At 62.7% G+C, this 15,814-nt stretch carries 17 protein-coding genes and 1 tRNA gene; 10 read left to right on the top strand and 8 right to left on the bottom strand.

Translation table 11 applies throughout. The features are described from left to right. The first annotated feature begins 74 nt into the window (after nt 1-74). Nucleotides 75-815, top strand: coding sequence for a FadR/GntR family transcriptional regulator (locus ONR57_RS01730; protein ID WP_265121129.1), 741 nt, complete (start codon nt 75-77; stop codon nt 813-815). Nucleotides 816-819: 4 nt separating this feature from the next. On the opposite strand, the gene ONR57_RS01725 is transcribed toward ONR57_RS01730, so the two are convergent. Then, the gene (locus ONR57_RS01725) at nt 820-2,466 is read right to left on the bottom strand and encodes a peptide chain release factor 3 (RefSeq protein ID WP_265121725.1); all 1,647 of its coding nucleotides are present in this window, start codon (nt 2,464-2,466) and stop codon (nt 820-822) included. A gap of 230 nt (nt 2,467-2,696) precedes the next feature. Between ONR57_RS01725 and ONR57_RS01720 the strand changes: the two genes are divergently transcribed. Further along, the gene (locus ONR57_RS01720; protein ID WP_265121128.1) at nt 2,697-4,331 is read left to right on the top strand and encodes a fatty acyl-AMP ligase; all 1,635 of its coding nucleotides are present in this window, start codon (nt 2,697-2,699) and stop codon (nt 4,329-4,331) included. 1 nt (nt 4,332) lies between these two features. Here ONR57_RS01720 and pth read toward each other — a convergent pair whose 3' ends face one another. The 6 genes from pth to ONR57_RS01690 all read right to left on the bottom strand — a co-directional run bounded on the left by pth (nt 4,333) and on the right by ONR57_RS01690 (nt 9,285). After that, on the bottom strand, nt 4,333-4,902 hold the full coding sequence (pth, locus tag ONR57_RS01715) for an aminoacyl-tRNA hydrolase (RefSeq protein WP_265121127.1): 570 nt from the start codon (nt 4,900-4,902) through the stop codon (nt 4,333-4,335). Nucleotides 4,903-4,998: 96 nt separating this feature from the next. Continuing rightward, nucleotides 4,999-5,637, bottom strand: coding sequence for a 50S ribosomal protein L25/general stress protein Ctc (locus ONR57_RS01710; protein WP_265121126.1), 639 nt, complete (start codon nt 5,635-5,637; stop codon nt 4,999-5,001). A 208-nt stretch (nt 5,638-5,845) separates the two neighbouring features. Further along, the gene (locus ONR57_RS01705) at nt 5,846-6,304 is read right to left on the bottom strand and encodes a hypothetical protein (protein ID WP_265121125.1); all 459 of its coding nucleotides are present in this window, start codon (nt 6,302-6,304) and stop codon (nt 5,846-5,848) included. A 117-nt stretch (nt 6,305-6,421) separates the two neighbouring features. After that, the gene (locus tag ONR57_RS01700; RefSeq protein ID WP_265121124.1) at nt 6,422-7,402 is read right to left on the bottom strand and encodes a ribose-phosphate diphosphokinase; all 981 of its coding nucleotides are present in this window, start codon (nt 7,400-7,402) and stop codon (nt 6,422-6,424) included. Then, nucleotides 7,399-8,934: a bifunctional UDP-N-acetylglucosamine diphosphorylase/glucosamine-1-phosphate N-acetyltransferase GlmU gene (gene glmU, locus ONR57_RS01695; protein WP_265121123.1), complete on the bottom strand. Its 1,536-nt coding sequence runs from the start codon at nt 8,932-8,934 to the stop codon at nt 7,399-7,401. Before glmU ends, ONR57_RS01700 begins: the two co-directional genes overlap by 4 nt. Nucleotides 8,935-9,114: 180 nt before the next feature. After that, nucleotides 9,115-9,285 carry a hypothetical protein gene (locus tag ONR57_RS01690; protein WP_265121121.1) on the bottom strand — a complete coding sequence of 57 codons (171 nt, stop codon included), beginning with the start codon at nt 9,283-9,285 and terminating at the stop codon, nt 9,115-9,117. A 132-nt stretch (nt 9,286-9,417) separates the two neighbouring features. On the opposite strand from ONR57_RS01690, the gene ONR57_RS01685 reads away from it, so the two are divergent. From ONR57_RS01685 to ONR57_RS01655, 7 genes are all read left to right on the top strand, one after another. Beyond that, nucleotides 9,418-10,626 carry a cation:proton antiporter gene (locus tag ONR57_RS01685; protein WP_265121119.1) on the top strand — a complete coding sequence of 403 codons (1,209 nt, stop codon included), beginning with the start codon at nt 9,418-9,420 and terminating at the stop codon, nt 10,624-10,626. Between the two features lie 83 nt (nt 10,627-10,709). After that, entirely contained in the window at nt 10,710-10,949 is a 240-nt protein-coding gene (locus tag ONR57_RS01680; protein WP_265121117.1) for a hypothetical protein, read from the top strand. 461 nt (nt 10,950-11,410) lie between these two features. Next, nucleotides 11,411-12,031 (top strand): PAS and ANTAR domain-containing protein, encoded by a 621-nt coding sequence (locus ONR57_RS01675; protein WP_265121116.1) that lies wholly within the window; start codon nt 11,411-11,413, stop codon nt 12,029-12,031. Further along, nucleotides 12,028-12,438, top strand: a complete 411-nt coding sequence (locus ONR57_RS01670) for a dienelactone hydrolase family protein (protein WP_265121115.1) — start codon at nt 12,028-12,030, stop codon at nt 12,436-12,438. The genes ONR57_RS01675 and ONR57_RS01670 overlap by 4 nt, the downstream gene beginning before the upstream one ends. Nucleotides 12,439-12,447: 9 nt before the next feature. After that, nucleotides 12,448-12,975 (top strand): hypothetical protein, encoded by a 528-nt coding sequence (locus ONR57_RS01665; protein ID WP_265121114.1) that lies wholly within the window; start codon nt 12,448-12,450, stop codon nt 12,973-12,975. 166 nt (nt 12,976-13,141) lie between these two features. Further along, complete coding sequence (locus ONR57_RS01660) at nt 13,142-13,930, top strand: glycosyltransferase family 2 protein (protein ID WP_265121113.1); 789 nt, start codon at nt 13,142-13,144, stop codon at nt 13,928-13,930. 364 nt (nt 13,931-14,294) lie between these two features. After that, entirely contained in the window at nt 14,295-14,681 is a 387-nt protein-coding gene (locus tag ONR57_RS01655) for a HicB family toxin-antitoxin system (RefSeq protein ID WP_265121112.1), read from the top strand. A gap of 176 nt (nt 14,682-14,857) precedes the next feature. Here the strand turns inward: ONR57_RS01655 and ONR57_RS01650 are convergent. Continuing rightward, nucleotides 14,858-14,929 (bottom strand) — tRNA-Gln (locus tag ONR57_RS01650). 127 nt (nt 14,930-15,056) lie between these two features. Here ONR57_RS01650 and ONR57_RS01645 point away from each other — a divergent pair. Beyond that, nucleotides 15,057-15,746, top strand: a complete 690-nt coding sequence (locus ONR57_RS01645; RefSeq protein ID WP_374116367.1) for a TetR family transcriptional regulator — start codon at nt 15,057-15,059, stop codon at nt 15,744-15,746. Nucleotides 15,747-15,814: the final 68 nt, after the last annotated feature.

Below are 15,814 nucleotides of genomic sequence, written 5' to 3'. Positions count from 1 at the left end.
GTACTACCTTTGACTGTGAAAGGTATCACCTTTAGTGGGTGATGTGAAGTCCCCCGTAGCGATAGGCTGGACAAGTGAGCATCTCCGGGAACCCCAGCAGCACCAGCGCTGCCGGTGCGAGTTCTAGTGTTGCTGGCGTGCTGCACAATTCGGTGCTGGACATGCTGGGCAGCGACATCACCGCCGGAGTGCTGCCCGAAGGGCACGTCCTCACGCTCGAGAAGATTCAGCAGCAGTTCGGCGTCTCCCGAACGGTCGCGCGTGAAACGATGCGGCTGCTCGAATCGCTCGGACTCGTCACGTCACGGCGGCGGGTGGGCATCATCGTGCAGCCCAAATCATCGTGGCGCGTCTTCGACCCGCGTGTGATCTGGTGGCGGCTCTCCGGCGCGGACCGCGACGCACAGTTACGCACACTTACTGAACTCCGGATTGCTATTGAACCGATCGCCGCTGCTGCGGCCGCGCGCGGGGCGTCAGCGGAGCAGCGTGTGAAAATCCGCACGATCGCCGCTGAGATGCGCGCGCTGGGTGAAGCTGGCAACCTCAGCGACTTTCTCGATCGCGATATCCATTTCCACACGATGCTGCTCGAGGCAGGGGGCAACGAAATGTTTGCCGCACTCGTCGACGTCGTCGCGGTGGTGCTGCGCGGCCGAACGATACTGGGACTCATGCCCCACCACCCGGAACCGGCCGCGTTAGATCTGCACGAAGCGGTCGCGCATGCGGTTGCTGAAGGCCGCGGCGCCGACGCGGAGAACCACATGCGTCAGCTACTTGGCGAAGTGCGGGCCGCGATGCAGCGATTCTAGGGGCTCAGTCAGCCGTCGCGACTAGTGGTTCAAGCGTCAGATCAGGACGCTCCTTCTGGATGAACTGCAAGCGCCACTTGTCGCTGACCAGCGCGAGCAACACACCATCTGTACGCAGGAACACCTCCACCCCGCGCTGACGGGCAAGTTCATCAGCGGACTCCGCGTCGGTTCGCCGGGCGAGCGTAAACGGCAGACGATCCAGCTGCGTTTCCACATTGAACTCGGTGCGCATCCGCGCGGTCACAACCTCGAACTGCATCGGCCCCACCGCCGCGAGCACCGGCGACGCGTCGCCACGCACATCGTTGCGGAGCACCTGCACGACGCCCTCTGAATCCAGCTGGTCAATCGCCTTCCGAAACTGCTTGTACTTGCTTGCGCTTGACGCTCGCAGCACAGCGAAATGCTCAGGCGCGAAGGAGGGAATCGGCGGGAACTCCACTTGCGGCCCATCGAAGAGAGTGTGCCCCGGCGCTAGGGCGGTCGCGTTGACCAGCCCTACCACGTCACCCGGATACGCGGTATCGACGGTGGACCGGTCCCGGCCGAACATTGTTTGCGCGTATTTCGTCGCGAAAGGCCGCCCGGTCTGTGCGTGCGTGACCACCATGCCGCGCTCGAACTCACCTGACACGATGCGCATGAATGCGATCCGGTCACGGTGTGCGGCGTCCATGCCAGCCTGAACCTTGAACACGACGGCTGAGAAGGGGTCCGTCACCGCGCGCGCTGCGCCTTGCGCGTCGTCTCGTGAACGGGGCGGCGGGGCAAGCTCAACAAGGGCATCAAGCAGTTGCCGCACACCGAAATTCAGCATCGCGGAGGTGAAAATCACGGGCGAAGTCTCGCCCGCCAGGAACGTCTCCTGATCATGATCTTGCCCTGTTGCCGAGAGTAGTTCGCTTTCCTCCACGGCGGTTTCCCACTCGCTGCCTTCAATCGTGTGTGCAGCCTCGGGTGACAAGATCTCTTCCGGCGCTACCGTCGCACCGCCAGCGGTGCGAGTGAACTTGATGTACTCGGTGGCCGCGCCGTCCGTCCCGCGGCGCAGCAGGCCGCGAAAATCTCCGGCGATGCCCACCGGGAGGAACAAGGGGGTGGGCAGCAGTCCGATACGCTCACCGACCTCGTCGAGCAACTCCAGCACCGTTCGGCCCGGACGGTCCCATTTGTTCATCACCGTAATGACCGGGATGCCCCGATGCTTACACACCTGAAACAGCTTCAAAGTCTGCGGCTCAAGACCCTTTGCCGAGTCGATGAGCATGACTGCACAATCGACCGCCGTCAGCACCCGGTAAGTGTCCTCGGAAAAGTCAGCGTGGCCCGGTGTATCGACGAGGTTGATCACGCACTCCGCACCGCCCGACGTGGAATACGTGAACTGCAGCGCTGTCGAACTCACTGAGATGCCGCGTGCTTTCTCCATCTCCATCCAGTCCGACACCGTGGACTTGCGCCCCGCTTTGCCGTGTACCGCACCGGCCTCCGCGATGACTTTCGCATGCAGCGCGAGTGCCTCCGTAAGCGTTGATTTACCGGCGTCGGGATGGGAGATGACAGCGAAGGTCCGGCGCCGTTGCGCTTCGGCCGCGACAGGGGAGTTCCCCCGCGGTGCGGTGTCGCTGCTAGGGACGGCCTGCTCGATATCGGTCACGCTGCTACCTCAAAAGATCGTGTCTCTGGTCTATGCCCAGTGTGGATGCCCAGTGTGGATGCCCAGTCCAGAGTAGTCGGTGATGCGCTGGGAACTTAATCGTCAGAAAGTGCCAAAGCGGGGGCGCGCGAACCCACGCGAATTAGGCTGAAGCGGTCACACCTGTGCCGTTATGCAGCGCCGTGCATCCGTGCATCCGTACGTGGCCTAAGGAGAATGCATTGAGCAGGTTCACCGATGAGATGTACGCCACGGCGGCATCAAGCCTTACCGGTCTGGTGACTGGCGAGCCGGACGCGCCCCTTCGGCAAACGTGGGGCGAAGTCCATCAGGTAGCCCGCGGTATGGCGGGGGGACTCGCCGCTGTTGGTGTCGGGCCTGGCGATGCGGTCGGGATTCTTGCCGGGCAGCCGGTAGAGATTGCTCCCGCCGTCCAATCCATCTGGATGCGCGGTGCCTCTGTCACCATGCTCCACCAGCCCACACCCCGGACAGATCTCAACCACTGGGCGGAAGAGACACAGACTGTCATCGACATGATCCAGGCCCGGGCAATCATCCTCAGCGCGCCGTTCGAGCCCGTCGCCCCCATCTTGGCCGACAAGGGCATTACCGCGGTGTCAGTCGCGGACCTGCAGCAGGGCCCTGCGATCGACCCGCTTGACCCCGCTGAAGACGACATCGCCTTGCTGCAACTCACCTCTGGGTCCACTGGGTCACCCAAGGCTGTTCGCATCTCGCACGCCAACTTCTACACCAACACGCACGCCATGGTGGATGCCGCGCATTACGACTTCGATACCGACGTGATGGTGAGTTGGCTCCCGCTCTTCCATGACATGGGAATGGTGGGTTTCCTGACAACGCCCATGCAGGTGGGATGCGAAACAATCAATGTCACCCCACTGGACTTCCTGCAATCGCCCTTGCTCTGGGCGGATCTGATCACGAAGTACCGCGGCACCGTCACCTCAGCGCCGAACTTCGCGTGGGCACTGCTCGCGCGCCGGCTCCGCCAGGCGCCTGACGGCTGCTGTGATCTCTCGTCATTGCGTGTCGCGATGAGCGGTGCTGAACCTATCGACGCGGACACCATGCTCGACCTTCTCGAGGCTGGTGCTCGCTTCGGCCTCAAACCCACCGCGCTCGCCCCGGCATACGGCATGGCCGAAACAACGCTTGCCATATCCATGGCTGTCGATACAGGCATGACCATCGACGAGGTTGACGCCGACCTTCTTGAAGCGATGCATACCGCCGTGCCGGCGCAGAAGGGCGCGAACACTCGCCGTCTCGTCACACTCGGACCACTCGTGCCCAACCTAGAAGGCCGCGTCGTCGACAACGAAGGCAACGAACTCGCCGCTCGTGGTGTCGGAACGATCGAAGTGCGCGGACCCGCAGTGAGTCCGGGATACGTCACCGTTGACGGGGAAAAGCCCACCCAGGACACGGCCGGGTGGCTCAACACCGGCGACATCGGATATTTCACGGAAGAGAAGCACATCGTCGTCTGTGGGCGCGCGAAGGACGTCATCATCATGGGCGGACGCAACATCTATCCCACCGATATCGAGCGGGCCGCGTCGACTGTGGCAGGTGTGCGGCCCGGGGCCGCTGTCGCGGTTCGCCTGGACGCCGGCGATCGGCGTGAAAGCTTCGCGGTGGCTGTCGAGACGAAGCAGCACGGCGATCCAGACGAGGTTTCCCGCATTCAGCACGAAGTCGTGCACGCGGTATTCGCGGAGGTCGGGGTCCGGCCGCGCACGGTCGCCGTGCTGGCGCCCGGCGCGATTCCCAAAACACCGTCGGGAAAGCTGCGCCGGTCGAGTTCGGCGGGCCTCGTCGGATTCTGAGTCAGCGTGCGTGTACCCGGTTCTGTGCCGCCTCGAGTCCGACCTCGATCAGCAGTTCCAGTGCGTCGGCCGACTCTTCGACGATGACGCCGAGTTCTTTGCGCTCGACCGTAGAGAATGGCTTCAGGACGTACGTGGCCGCCGCCATTTGACCAGGGGGGCGGCCCACACCGACGCGTAGCCGCAGATAATCGCGAGTGTGCAGGTGCGACGTCAGCGACCGGAGGCCGTTGTGTCCGCCTTCACCCCCACCGCGCTTTAACCGCACTATGCCGAAATCGAGGTCAAGATCGTCATGGATCGCGATCACATTATCGGGCGGCACCGAGAAAAACTTTGCGGTCGCGGAGATGGGCGCGCCGGAGAGATTCATATACGTGTGGGGTTTCGCGAGCACGACCTTGTGTCCCGAGACGCGGATCTCCGCGAGGTCAGCCCGCGTCCGCTTCTGGCCGGAAAACCTGGTGCCGTGCCGAGCGGCGAGAACATCCGAAACGAGGTAACCGATGTTGTGCCGGGTCGTTTCGTACTGCGCGCCCGGATTGCCCAGCCCTGCCACGACGAACGTCACTCTCCGGCCTCCTCACCTTGACGCTTGTTGTACTGATCCTCACACAGCAGACGGCGCGCCGCCGGTGAGGACGACGCGCCGCCTGGTGAGGTGATATCACTCTTCAGTAGCTGCTTCGGCTGCTTCTTCGCCTTCCGGCGCCTCAGCCGCCACAGCCTCGGCCTCCTCGCCCTCCTCAGGCTCTTCAGCTGCCTGCGCGACGGTGACGTTGACGACCAGTGTTTCCGGATCGCTTTCGAGCTCGACACCGGCGGGCAGGGACACCTCGCTCGCGAGAACCTGAGTGCCAGCTTCCAGGCCCTCCACGGAAACCTCGAACTCCTCGGGGATATTCAGCGCATCCGCGAGGACGGTCAGGGTGCTCGCGTCCTGGGTGACAATGGTTTCCGGAGCGGCTTCGCCAGTGACGACGACCGGTACGTCAACGCTGAGCTTCTCGCCCTTCTTCACGACAAGCAGGTCAACGTGCTCAATGACCGGGCGGATCGGGTGCGTCGACACCGACTTCGTGAATGCCAGCGACTTCTTGCCGTTGATGTTCAGCGAGAGGATCGCGTTGGTGCCCCCAGAGCGAAGGACGGCGGCAAACTCAGTGAACGGAAGCAGCAGGTGCTGCGGGTCAGCGCCGTGGCCGTAGAGAACCGCGGGGATCTTCCAGTCGCGACGCGCACGGCGCGCAGCGCCCTTACCGAACTCGGTGCGCACCTCTACATCAAGGTCATAAGTATCAGCCATCGTGTACTCCTCTGCCGGGACGTGTTGTCGCGTAGTCCCGTACGAGTGCGCACACCAGCAGAAAACCAGTGAGATCGGGCGTATACCCGTCGCGCCGATAACGGGGCTCAAGCGTGTTTACGCGAAACACTTCCAGGGCCACCCTCGCCGAGACAACTCGACCATGGTAGCGGTGCGGGAGGCGTATCGCGAAATTAGCCCAGCCGGATTACGGCAGCAGGTGCCCACCCTCGACGACGATGTAGCCCGCGTCACCGAACAGCATGTTGCCGGCGGGGGTAACGAGCGGCACAACGAGATGCTCCCTGAGTTCGTCCGGGTCGTCGGGAAACTCATCACCGACGAGGCAAGCAGAGACGTGACGATAAACCCCGGGCAAGGGTACGTCCACGTCGAGCGTTCCGGAGGAACGGGGCTTTACCAGCGTGACCGGCGGCATACCCAACTGCGTGAGAGGCAGCCCAAAGTACTGCAGCGCGCCGAAGCAGGAGGCTGACTCGTCCGCGTCGTTGTGGAATGTGAAGGTGACGGTACTCCCGTCGACGTCCAGAGTCGCTGCGTTCCGGGGCGCCGACTGTGAATACGCGGGCGCCGCAGCGACAGCGGATGCTGACACTACGGCGGCCGTGATCAAACCTGCGGCAACTGCCCGGGCTGAGAAACTCACGCTTACTCCCTCGCTCGTCATGATGACGGCGATCGTAAGCACAAGCAGTCGCTACTGTGGGCGCTTCAGCCACATGGTGGCCTGAGCGTTACCGGATTCTTTTGAAGTTGCGACGCGTTACGCGCTGCCGTCGAATAGTGAAGTGACTGAGCCGTTCTCGAAGACTTCGCGAATCGTCTGTGCAAGCAGCGGCGCGATCGACAGAACTGTCAGCTGTGGGAAGCGCTTGTCGTCAGTGATAGGCAGCGTGTTGGTGACAACCACTTCCTTGGCGCCGCAGTTCGCGAGCCGTTCCGCAGCCGGATCGGAAAGGACGCCATGCGTCGTCGCGATCACGACATCGCCCGCACCCGCTTCTTTGAGCAGGCCCACTGCGCCCGCGATGGTGCCGCCGGTGTCGATCATGTCGTCGATGAGGATGCAGGTGCGCCCCTCCACTTCGCCGACCACCCGGTTCGATTTCACCTGGTTTGGCACCAGGGGGTCACGTGTCTTGTGAATGAACGCCAGCGGTGCGCCGCCGAGGAGGTCCGCCCACTTCTCCGCCACTCGCACGCGTCCCGAATCGGGGGACACCACGGTGATCTTGTCCAGTGAGTAGTGGTCGCGAATGTATTCCGAGAGCTGCGGTGCGGCACGCATGTGGTCCACTGGGCCATCGAAGAAGCCCTGGATCTGATCCGTGTGCAGGTCGACAGTGATGATGCGATCGGCGCCAGCTGTCTTCAGCAGGTCTGCGACCAGACGGGCTGAGATGGGCTCGCGACCGCGGTGTTTCTTGTCCTGGCGTGCATACGGGTAGAACGGCAGGATCGCGGTAATACGCTTTGCTGAGCCACGTTTGAGCGCATCGATCATGATCAGCTGTTCCATCAGCCAGCTGTTCAGCGGATACGGATGGCTCTGGAGGACAAAAGCGTCGCAGCCGCGCACGGACTCCTGGAAACGGACGAAGATCTCGCCGTTCGCGAAGTCACGCGCAGTCTGCGGAGTGACCGAGATGTCGAGTTCCTTTGCGACCTGCTCGGCGAGCTCGGGATGAGCCCGGCCGGAGAAGAGCATCAGGTTCTTCTGATTATCAACGGAAATTGCGCTCACTCGGTGCCGCCGTCCTCGGTTGCGTTGTGTTTCTTCTTAGCTGCATTGCGGGCCTTCACCGCTGCTTTCGCTGCAGCGGTGCCGGGACGTTTCGCATCGACCCAGCCCTCAATGTTGCGTTGCCGACCGCCGGAAATCGCGAGAGCTCCGGGCGGGACATCTTCGCGGAGCACAGTACCTGCTCCGGTGTATGCGCCGTCACCGACGTGCACGGGCGCGATGAACATCGTGTCGGAACCGGCTCGCACGTGCGAGCCCACCACGGTCCTGGTCTTGTTGATTCCGTCGTAGTTGACAAAAACGCTCGATGCGCCGATGTTCGTGTGTTCGCCGATGGTGGCGTCGCCAACGTATGTGAGATGCGGAACCTTCGTGAACGAACCGATGTCCGCGTTCTTCGTCTCGACATAGGCGCCGATCTTGGCGTGGTCACCGATCACGGACTTTGGCCGCAGGTACGCAAACGGGCCAACCACCGCACCTGCACCTACAGCCGAGCGTTCGCCATGAGAGCGGATCACGCGGGCGTCCGCACCGACAGTGACATCAGCGAGTGTGGTGTCAGGCCCGATCTCAGCCCGGTCGCCGATTACCGTTGATCCGTGCAGCTGCACGTTCGGCAGCAGCGTCGCATCCCGGCCGAGCCGCACACCGACGTCGATCCACGTGGTGTCGGGGTCAATCACGCTGACGCCTTCACGCATCCAATGCTCAACGATGCGGCGGTTCATTTCTTTGCGCAGCACAGCGAGTTGCACCCGGTCGTTGACTCCGGCAACCAGGGCCGAATCCTCCAGATGCAGCGCGCGGACGATACGGCCCTGATTGCGTGCTATCTCGATGACGTCGGTCAGGTAAAGCTCACCCTGCGCGTTGTCAGCACTGAGTTCCGAGAGCGCCGCGCGCAGGTGCTGCGCGTCGAATGCGTATACGCCCGCGTTCACCTCAGTGATGCTGCGCTGCTCATCCGTCGCGTCTGCTTCCTCGACGATCGCGGCGATCGCGCCATCATCCGTGCGGAGTATTCGCCCGTAACCACGCGGCTGACTCACGGTGAAGGTGAGCGCGGTGACCGCAGCACCGTCGCCTGCGAGATGTGTCTCCACGAGGTGTAAGAGGGTAGCGCCGTCGAGCATCGGGACGTCACCCGCGGTGACGAGGACGGTTCCGGCGAAGTCGGGCGGAAGCACAGCCAGTCCGCAGCCCACGGCATGACCAGTCCCGTTCTGTTCTTCCTGTACCGCGACGGCGATATCCCGATCGAGCGCTTCCGCGACGTCTTTCACGGCGGCTGTCACACGTTCGCGCTGGTGTCCCACCACGGCGACGAGAGCGTGCGGCTCAACCGCACTGGCCGCGGCGAGAGCGTGGCCGATCATCGACCGTCCGCACAGCGTATGCAGGACTTTCGGGACATCCGACTTCATCCGTGTGCCAGCCCCTGCGGCGAGCACGATGACCGCCGTTGCTGCTGTTGATGACGCAGATGTCGCGCCAGGAACCACTGCAGCAGCTGGTGGAGTCTGCGGCATTCTTCTCCCTTGCTCACAGCGAGTCGGGTGTCAGTCAGTCAGGTGACATCGTTGCGCGGCGCGTCCCTGCGCCGATCGTCGATAATACGCAGATTATGCCCCTGAGCCGAAACGCATCGCCGATTTGTCGCCGACCTGTGCACGGGTGCGCCGGGTGGGACGTGAGTGGCGCGCGCGCCATCACCGGCGCCCGGACAGGAAAGCCACAACTGATCCCGCCAGCAGAACCACGGCGAAGACCGTGGCTGCAAGCGCGGGGTCCCCGGTACGCACACCAATGAGGCTGGCAGCGACCATAGAGGCCGCCAGTGCCGTGATGAGCAGCCGCTTCGTCTTGTAAGTGAGATTCACAATGTGGCACCCCGCAGGTCGATGAGAACACCGGAACCTTCTGTGGTGTTCATCGCATTTCGCAGGCGGTGTATTCCACTTCGGTTCTCAGTCTTCATGCCCGCCGCCAGTCGAAGCTGTTAAATAGCGCTCGTGGATCTGAGCCTGTTTCTTGCGGTTTTCGGTGGCCTCGCATTGGTCATTGCGGCGTCCTCGGCTTCACTGCGCAAATGGCCCGTATCCGAACCGATGCTCGGATTGCTTGCGGGCGTGCTTCTCGGCCCCCACGTTCTCGGCGCGCTGCAACCGCCCGCGGATCAGGCAGCGATCCTCAGAGAGGCGACAAACCTTTTGCTCGCGCTCTCGGTCATGGGCGTCGCCCTGCAATTCCCGGCGCGATCGATACGTAAAGAAGTCCGCGCGATCAGCATCCTGCTGCTCATCGTCATGCCATTGATGGCCGCCATGACGACCGGGCTCGGCTGGCTGCTGCTCGGTCTGCCCCTCGCCGGGTGCATCCTGCTGGGCGCGGCACTGTGCCCCACCGACCCCGTGCTGGCATCGAACGTGGTGGGCGGACGGCTCGCCGAACACGACATTCCCCGGCGGACCAGGAAGCTGCTGCTCATCGAAGCTGGCGCGAACGATGGTCTCGCCCTGCCGATCGTGCTGATAGCGATCGCCGTCACGGGCGCGTTGACCCTCGGGGACACCGTCCTCGAATCGCTGTGGCAGGTGGCCGGTGCACTCCTCATCGGCGCGTCAGCAGGGTGGTGCGGCGGCAAAGCACTGCGTATCGGGGAGAAACACGGCTCCACCGAGACCGGGCCGATGCTGTTCTTCGCGGTCGCGCTTGCCATCGGCATCCTCGGCCTCTCGGATCTGATTCACGCGGACGGCGTGCTCGCGGTATTCATCGGGGGACTGGCATTCAATATGGCCACGACTGGTCGTGAACGAGAATCCGAGGTGCGCATCGATGAGGCGGTCAACCGATTCGCAGTGCTGCCGCTGTTCATGCTCTTCGGAATGGTCTTGCCCTGGGATGACTGGTCACGACTTGGGGCAGGAGGGATCGTGTTCGCGTGTGCCGTGCTGTTGCTGCGGCGCTTGCCTGTGGTGCTCGCGCTAGCTCCGCAGTTGCGCCTGAAGTTTCGCGACGCGATCTACCTCGGCTGGTTCGGGCCAGTCGGTGTGGCAGCACTGTTCTACCTGCTGCTCATCGAAGACAGGATTGGGCTGGACCCTGCCATGTACGGGGCGGGAACACTCGTCATCGCGCTCAGCACGGTTGCGTTCGCGCTCACGGCGGCACCCGGGCGCGTCGTGTACCGTCGCGCGGCTGGCGAGAAAACTAGATGACTTTCTCCTCTTGGGATACGCAGCCTCGCGCGGCAGTGTCACGGTGGAAGGTTCGTAGCCGTACATGAGTTGAGGGGATTCCCGTGAAATTCAATGATGTGCTGACGTCGGCGCGCGAGGCCGCATCCGTACGACGCGTTTTCGGTGAACCAATAGAGCGGGACGGTGTCACTCTCGTCCCTGCGGCCCGGATCTCCACCGGAGGCGGTGGAGGCGATGGTCACGACGAAAGCGGCCAGGGTGGCGAAGGCGGCGGATTTGGGGCAGGCGCGAAGGCGGCGGATTTGGGGCAGGCGCGAAGCCGGTGGGTGCGTACGTGCTGAAAGACGGCACAGCCCGATGGGTGCCCGCTGTGGATGTCAACAGGTTGCTGGCCATCGTGGGAGTTGTTGCGGTCGTGTTCCTCTTCACCAGAGTTCGGCTGGAGAAAGAACGCGCGCACAGCACCGCTGGGTGACGCAGTCGGCGACTCGGGACTAAGTGTCAGGCCCAGCGAATAGCATGAAGAGGTGCAGCTGGTTGAGCCCGCACCGAAGCGCTGCCCCCGTGGGCATCCACTCGGCCCTGGCACTGTACTTGTGGGCTGGCAGACCACATCAGAGCCGTTTTGCCGTACGTGGGAGTGCCGGACGTGTGGGGCGATCATCCGGGACCGCCCTGCGGCTGCCGCGTCCGGCCGCCGCTCGCCTGGCAGCCCCGGACGACGTACACGGAAGGCTGAACCGTCTAGTTGAAAGCGCGGTATTTGATGTTGAAAGCCACTGCGGCGGAGTAAACTCCACCTATGAGCGAGGCTGTTCACGCGGTCGGCAGCTTCCGTTATTGGCCGAAAGCCGACCGGTGGGAGTGGTCCGACGAGGTTGCCGAAATACATGGCTATGCGCCGGGAACGGTGGAGCCGACCACTGAACTCGTGATGCAGCACAAGCATCCCGATGACGTGAAAGCGGTCGCGGATCTGCTGGAGCGGACCAGGAAGTCGAATGTTCCCTTCAGCGGGCGTTACCGGATCATCGACACGAGTGGCCGTGTCCGCTATGTCGTTGTGGCGGGTCGCACCGTCTACGACGAGAAGGGCGAGCCAGACGGCACGGAGGGCTTCTACATCGACGTGACCGACACCTGGGTCCATGACATGCAGGTCTCCGCCGACGAGGCAGTGGCCGAGGTCGTCAAGAGCCGCGCAGCCATTGACCAGGTCAAAGGCATGCTGATGCTCGTCTACCGAATCGATGCAAACCGTGCATTCGAGGTGCTGCGCTGGCGCTCACAATCGACGAATATGAAGATCAGCAAGATAGCCCGCCGGGTCCGGCGCGCAGCGATTCAGATCGAACTCAGTGAAGATTCACGGAGCGCCTTCGATGATCTGCTGCTAACCGTGCATGAACGACGTTCGGAATGAAGTTGCCCGGCGCTGCGGCACCTTTCTATACGCCCATCCCTCCGATGTACGACAGGATCGTCGACGGAGGATGCCCGATCGTCGCGAGTTACGGAAGACGCGACCCGGTGGACCCCGGCAACGCGACGCGGCTCCGCAAGACGCTGGAGCGAAAGGGCATCGAGCATGACTTCAACGAGTATCCCGGTGTCGGACACAGCTTCGCGACCGAGTTGCCTGCACAGGCGGTGACCCGGATCGTTGGATTCAGGTACGACGCTGACGCGACTGAAGACGCGTTCGCACGCGTATTTCAATTCTTCCGCGCGCACCTCGCCAGAGCAGCTGCTGGGCTTCGGCTGCGCGGGTCATTGTCCGCCCCAGTGCCCCTACTTCTAGGGCTACCGGTGACTGTTCCCTCCGGGTAGACGGTTTCCATGCGGAGAACAGCGGCGGCACTCGCCATCTTGGCGCTCACTGCGGCGGCTTGCGCTTCAGACGGGGGCGACCCGGGCGGTGACGAACCGGCGGCCACGACGACTCCCGTTGCGCCCGTAACTCCCACTGAAACGGCAACCAGCGAGGCGGAGATGCCGCCCCCACCGCCCGCATCGCCGCAACCGGCGACCCAGGCGCCGGCACCGGTCATTGTGGACTGCCAAACCGGCCTCGGCCCGATCGTGACGTACTGGTCTGACGGTTCAGTCACCGGCTACTCCGACTACTGCCAATCAGTGCACGATGAGGTGCTCCGGCATGAGCGTGAAGCGAACACGTTTGAGTGTGATGGAGTCGTGTGCAGGAATCCGTACACGGGCGTCGAAATGCCGGACCCGAGCGCAACACATGTTCCGGATTACAGCGGCGGTCCCTCCTCGGGCGAGGTGCAGATGCGGTACGCGTGCGAGCAGGGCTACGCCGACCGGGCGGATTGCGAAAGCCTCGGCTTCCCGTTCGGGGAATGAGGCGCCCAGGCCGGTTACGGGTGGGCAACGGATCGGTGTGAATTAGTACACTTCGGGTTTTTTACGCGTTAAGCGTACGGGTATAAAAGATGCAGGCCCCAAAGAGTGTGGCTCAGTTCACCGTCATCCTTCGCTCCCCATCGCCGCCAGAGGACGTGTATTTGCCATGCCAGAAAACCGCCTGAAGATCAGTGTCGTAATCCCTGCATACAACGAAGCCACCACCATCGGGGCGTGTCTCGAATCGCTTCAAGGGCAGTCCGTGGACGAAGTAATCGTGGTTGACAACAACTCGACGGATGGGACAGCTGATATCGCGCGGTCATACAGTGGCGTGACGGTGGTCCATGAACCACAGCAAGGCGTCGTCCATGCCCGCACTACCGCGTTCAACTCGGCCAATTACGAGATCATCGCGCGAATCGACGCCGATACCCGCGTGATGGAAGGCTGGGCCGACGCTATCCGCGAATATTTTGAGACCCATCCCGACGTCGATGCGCTCGCAGGATTGAACTATCTCTACGGCACGCCAGTCGCTGGCTGGTGGAACGGGCGGCTGGACAAGAAAACGGGCTCCCGCCCGGCAGGGTTGTTTTCCGGGAACAACATGGCCATGCGGCAGCAGGCGTGGCAGAAAGTCCGAACTGAAACGAGCACCCGAACTGACCTGTTCGACGACATCGATATGGCGCTGTGCCTAACCCAGCGCGTCGGCGGTACGATTCACCAGCTCTTCGAGATGCGCGCTGAAGTCTCGGCGCGCCGCTACCTGTCGTCACCCTGGGAGTACCGCCAGTACGCGCGGGCAATCAGCCGCACCCTCAAGCACCACGAGATGCGCGGGATGAAACTGAACCTCCTGCTCGCGCTCAATCGTTTGGAGCACTTCGCAGTGTGGGCGGTCACGAGGCCCTTCGGGAAACAGGGTGCGACCCCAATTCCGGTCGGCTAACCAGCGAAGTGGGCGTGTGAGCGGCGGGACGTCAGCGTTCGAAAGTTAGTGTCGCGACGGCCCGTCCGCGCAGCGTGAAACCCACCTAGCGCCACCGGGTCACGCGGATCCGACCGGAACGGTCTGCCAAATCTAACCGCGTTCGACCCAATGGTGACCCCGCGTTAACGCGAGGAAGTAGTCGACGCCACGAGGGCGTATCGAGGTTTCAGAATTACGATAACACTGAAATGAAGTGTGTCGTCCCAGCTAGACTTAATTTCGTCTATGTCAATAGAATTACTCGGGATCGCGGAGCACCCGATGCGCAAAGTGGCCAAAGCCGCCGCGGAACACGGTAAGGAAGCAAGGGGGACCAGCAGCCATGGCCAGAAGCGCCTACGACGTCAAAGTGACCCGAGAGGGTCGCTGGTGGATCGTGCGGGTGCCAGAACTTGACGAACTCACTCAGGCGCGCCGCGTAAGCGAGGTCGAGCAAATGGCTCGCGAACTTATCGCCATAACGACAGATTCGAAGATTTCCGACGTGCAGGTCACCGTCACCGTCGAGGTGGAGGGACTCGGTGACGTCGTCGGCGAAGCGCTGCACATTAGATCACTCCGCGAACACGCAGCGAAACTCGAAGCGCAGGCAAGTGACCGCGCCCGCTACCTAGCGCAGGCGTTAGCCAGCGCCCACGTTCCAGTCCGTGACATTGGATCCGTCCTTGGTGTCTCCTACCAACGCGCACACCAACTAATCGACCGGTAGGGCTAGGGCATACGAGCGTGAAAACGACCCTCGACACCTACACCCATCTATGGCCCGCAGAGGACGACCGCACACGCGAAGCGATCGACCACCTTTTTCTGGCTGGCCGGGAATGGCCGGGAAACCCCCTATGGGCCGCATGTCGGAAGCTAGAAACCGGCCCTATCTGCGTAAAGCTCCGCCGCCAGGACTCGAACCTGAACTAGCTGAACCAAAATCAGCGGTGCTGCCAATTACACCACGGCGGATTGCATGCCACACCCGGCTGACCCCAGTGCTCGGCTGGGGAGCGAATGTGCGCAATGATCCTTACATACAGAGTGGTCTTTGGTCGACTTGGTTGCGATTTTGATTTCGCTGGAAGGGTGATTCGTGATGACGAGCGCACGCAATTCGAGTGCGGAAGCCGCTGGTCCGGGCCCTGTCGGTGGGCCGGAGCGGGCTCCGCGTGCTCGGATGACGGGCGCTGAGCGCCGCAATCAGTTGATTGAGGTGGCTCGCTCCCTGTTCGCGGAGCGGGGCTACGAGGCGACCTCGGTGGAGGAGATCGCGCAGCGGGCTCAGGTCTCTAAGCCTGTGGTGTACGAGCACTTCGGAGGTAAGGAGGGCATCTACGCGGTCATCGTTGACCGGGAGATGTCGGATCTGCGTGACCGGATTACGTCGTCCTTGTCGTCGCACCGGTCGCGGGTGCGCGTAGAGCAGGTCGCGCTCGCGCTGTTGACGTATATCGAGGAGTGCACCGACGGGTTTCGGATACTGGTGCGTGACTCGCCGAAGGGCGCGAGTTCAGGAACGTTTTCGAGCTTGCTGAATGACGCGATCAGCCAGGTCACGCATTTGCTCGCATCGGACTTTGCGAAGCGGGGTTTGCAGCCCGAGTCAGCTGAACTGTATGCGCAGGCGCTGGTGGGCATGGTGTCGGTGACCGCGCAGTGGTGGCTTGATGAGCGGAATCCGCCGAAGGAGATCGTCGCGGCACACCTGGTGAACTTGTGCTGGAACGGTCTGATGAACCTCGAGGAGGAGCCGCACCTGCACGGAACGGACGCCTCAGGAACGTAATAGGCTGGGCTGGCCGCGGCCGATGACATCGGGTGCGGACATTGTCAGTGTGCGGAATTAGAATCGTG

Origin of the sequence: Hoyosella sp. YIM 151337 (genome assembly GCF_026041215.1) — a bacterium.
GTDB lineage: Bacteria > Actinomycetota > Actinomycetes > Mycobacteriales > Mycobacteriaceae > Hoyosella.
Note: the sequence above shows the minus strand (reverse complement) of the source record. Positions and strands in the feature narration are given on the sequence as shown.

What these genes read in the sequence shown, in the direction of transcription:
- ONR57_RS01710 (WP_265121126.1), bottom strand. Translation starts at nt 5,637, where the DNA reads ATGGCTGATACTTATGACCTTGATGTAGAGGTGCGCACCGAGTTCGGT.
- glmU (WP_265121123.1), bottom strand. Translation starts at nt 8,934, where the DNA reads ATGCCGCAGACTCCACCAGCTGCTGCAGTGGTTCCTGGCGCGACATCT.
- ONR57_RS01675 (WP_265121116.1), top strand. Translation starts at nt 11,411, where the DNA reads ATGAGCGAGGCTGTTCACGCGGTCGGCAGCTTCCGTTATTGGCCGAAA.
- ONR57_RS01670 (WP_265121115.1), top strand. Translation starts at nt 12,028, where the DNA reads ATGAAGTTGCCCGGCGCTGCGGCACCTTTCTATACGCCCATCCCTCCG.
- ONR57_RS01665 (WP_265121114.1), top strand. Translation starts at nt 12,448, where the DNA reads ATGCGGAGAACAGCGGCGGCACTCGCCATCTTGGCGCTCACTGCGGCG.
- ONR57_RS01660 (WP_265121113.1), top strand. Translation starts at nt 13,142, where the DNA reads ATGCCAGAAAACCGCCTGAAGATCAGTGTCGTAATCCCTGCATACAAC.
- ONR57_RS01655 (WP_265121112.1), top strand. Translation starts at nt 14,295, where the DNA reads ATGGCCAGAAGCGCCTACGACGTCAAAGTGACCCGAGAGGGTCGCTGG.
- ONR57_RS01645 (WP_374116367.1), top strand. Translation starts at nt 15,057, where the DNA reads ATGACGAGCGCACGCAATTCGAGTGCGGAAGCCGCTGGTCCGGGCCCT.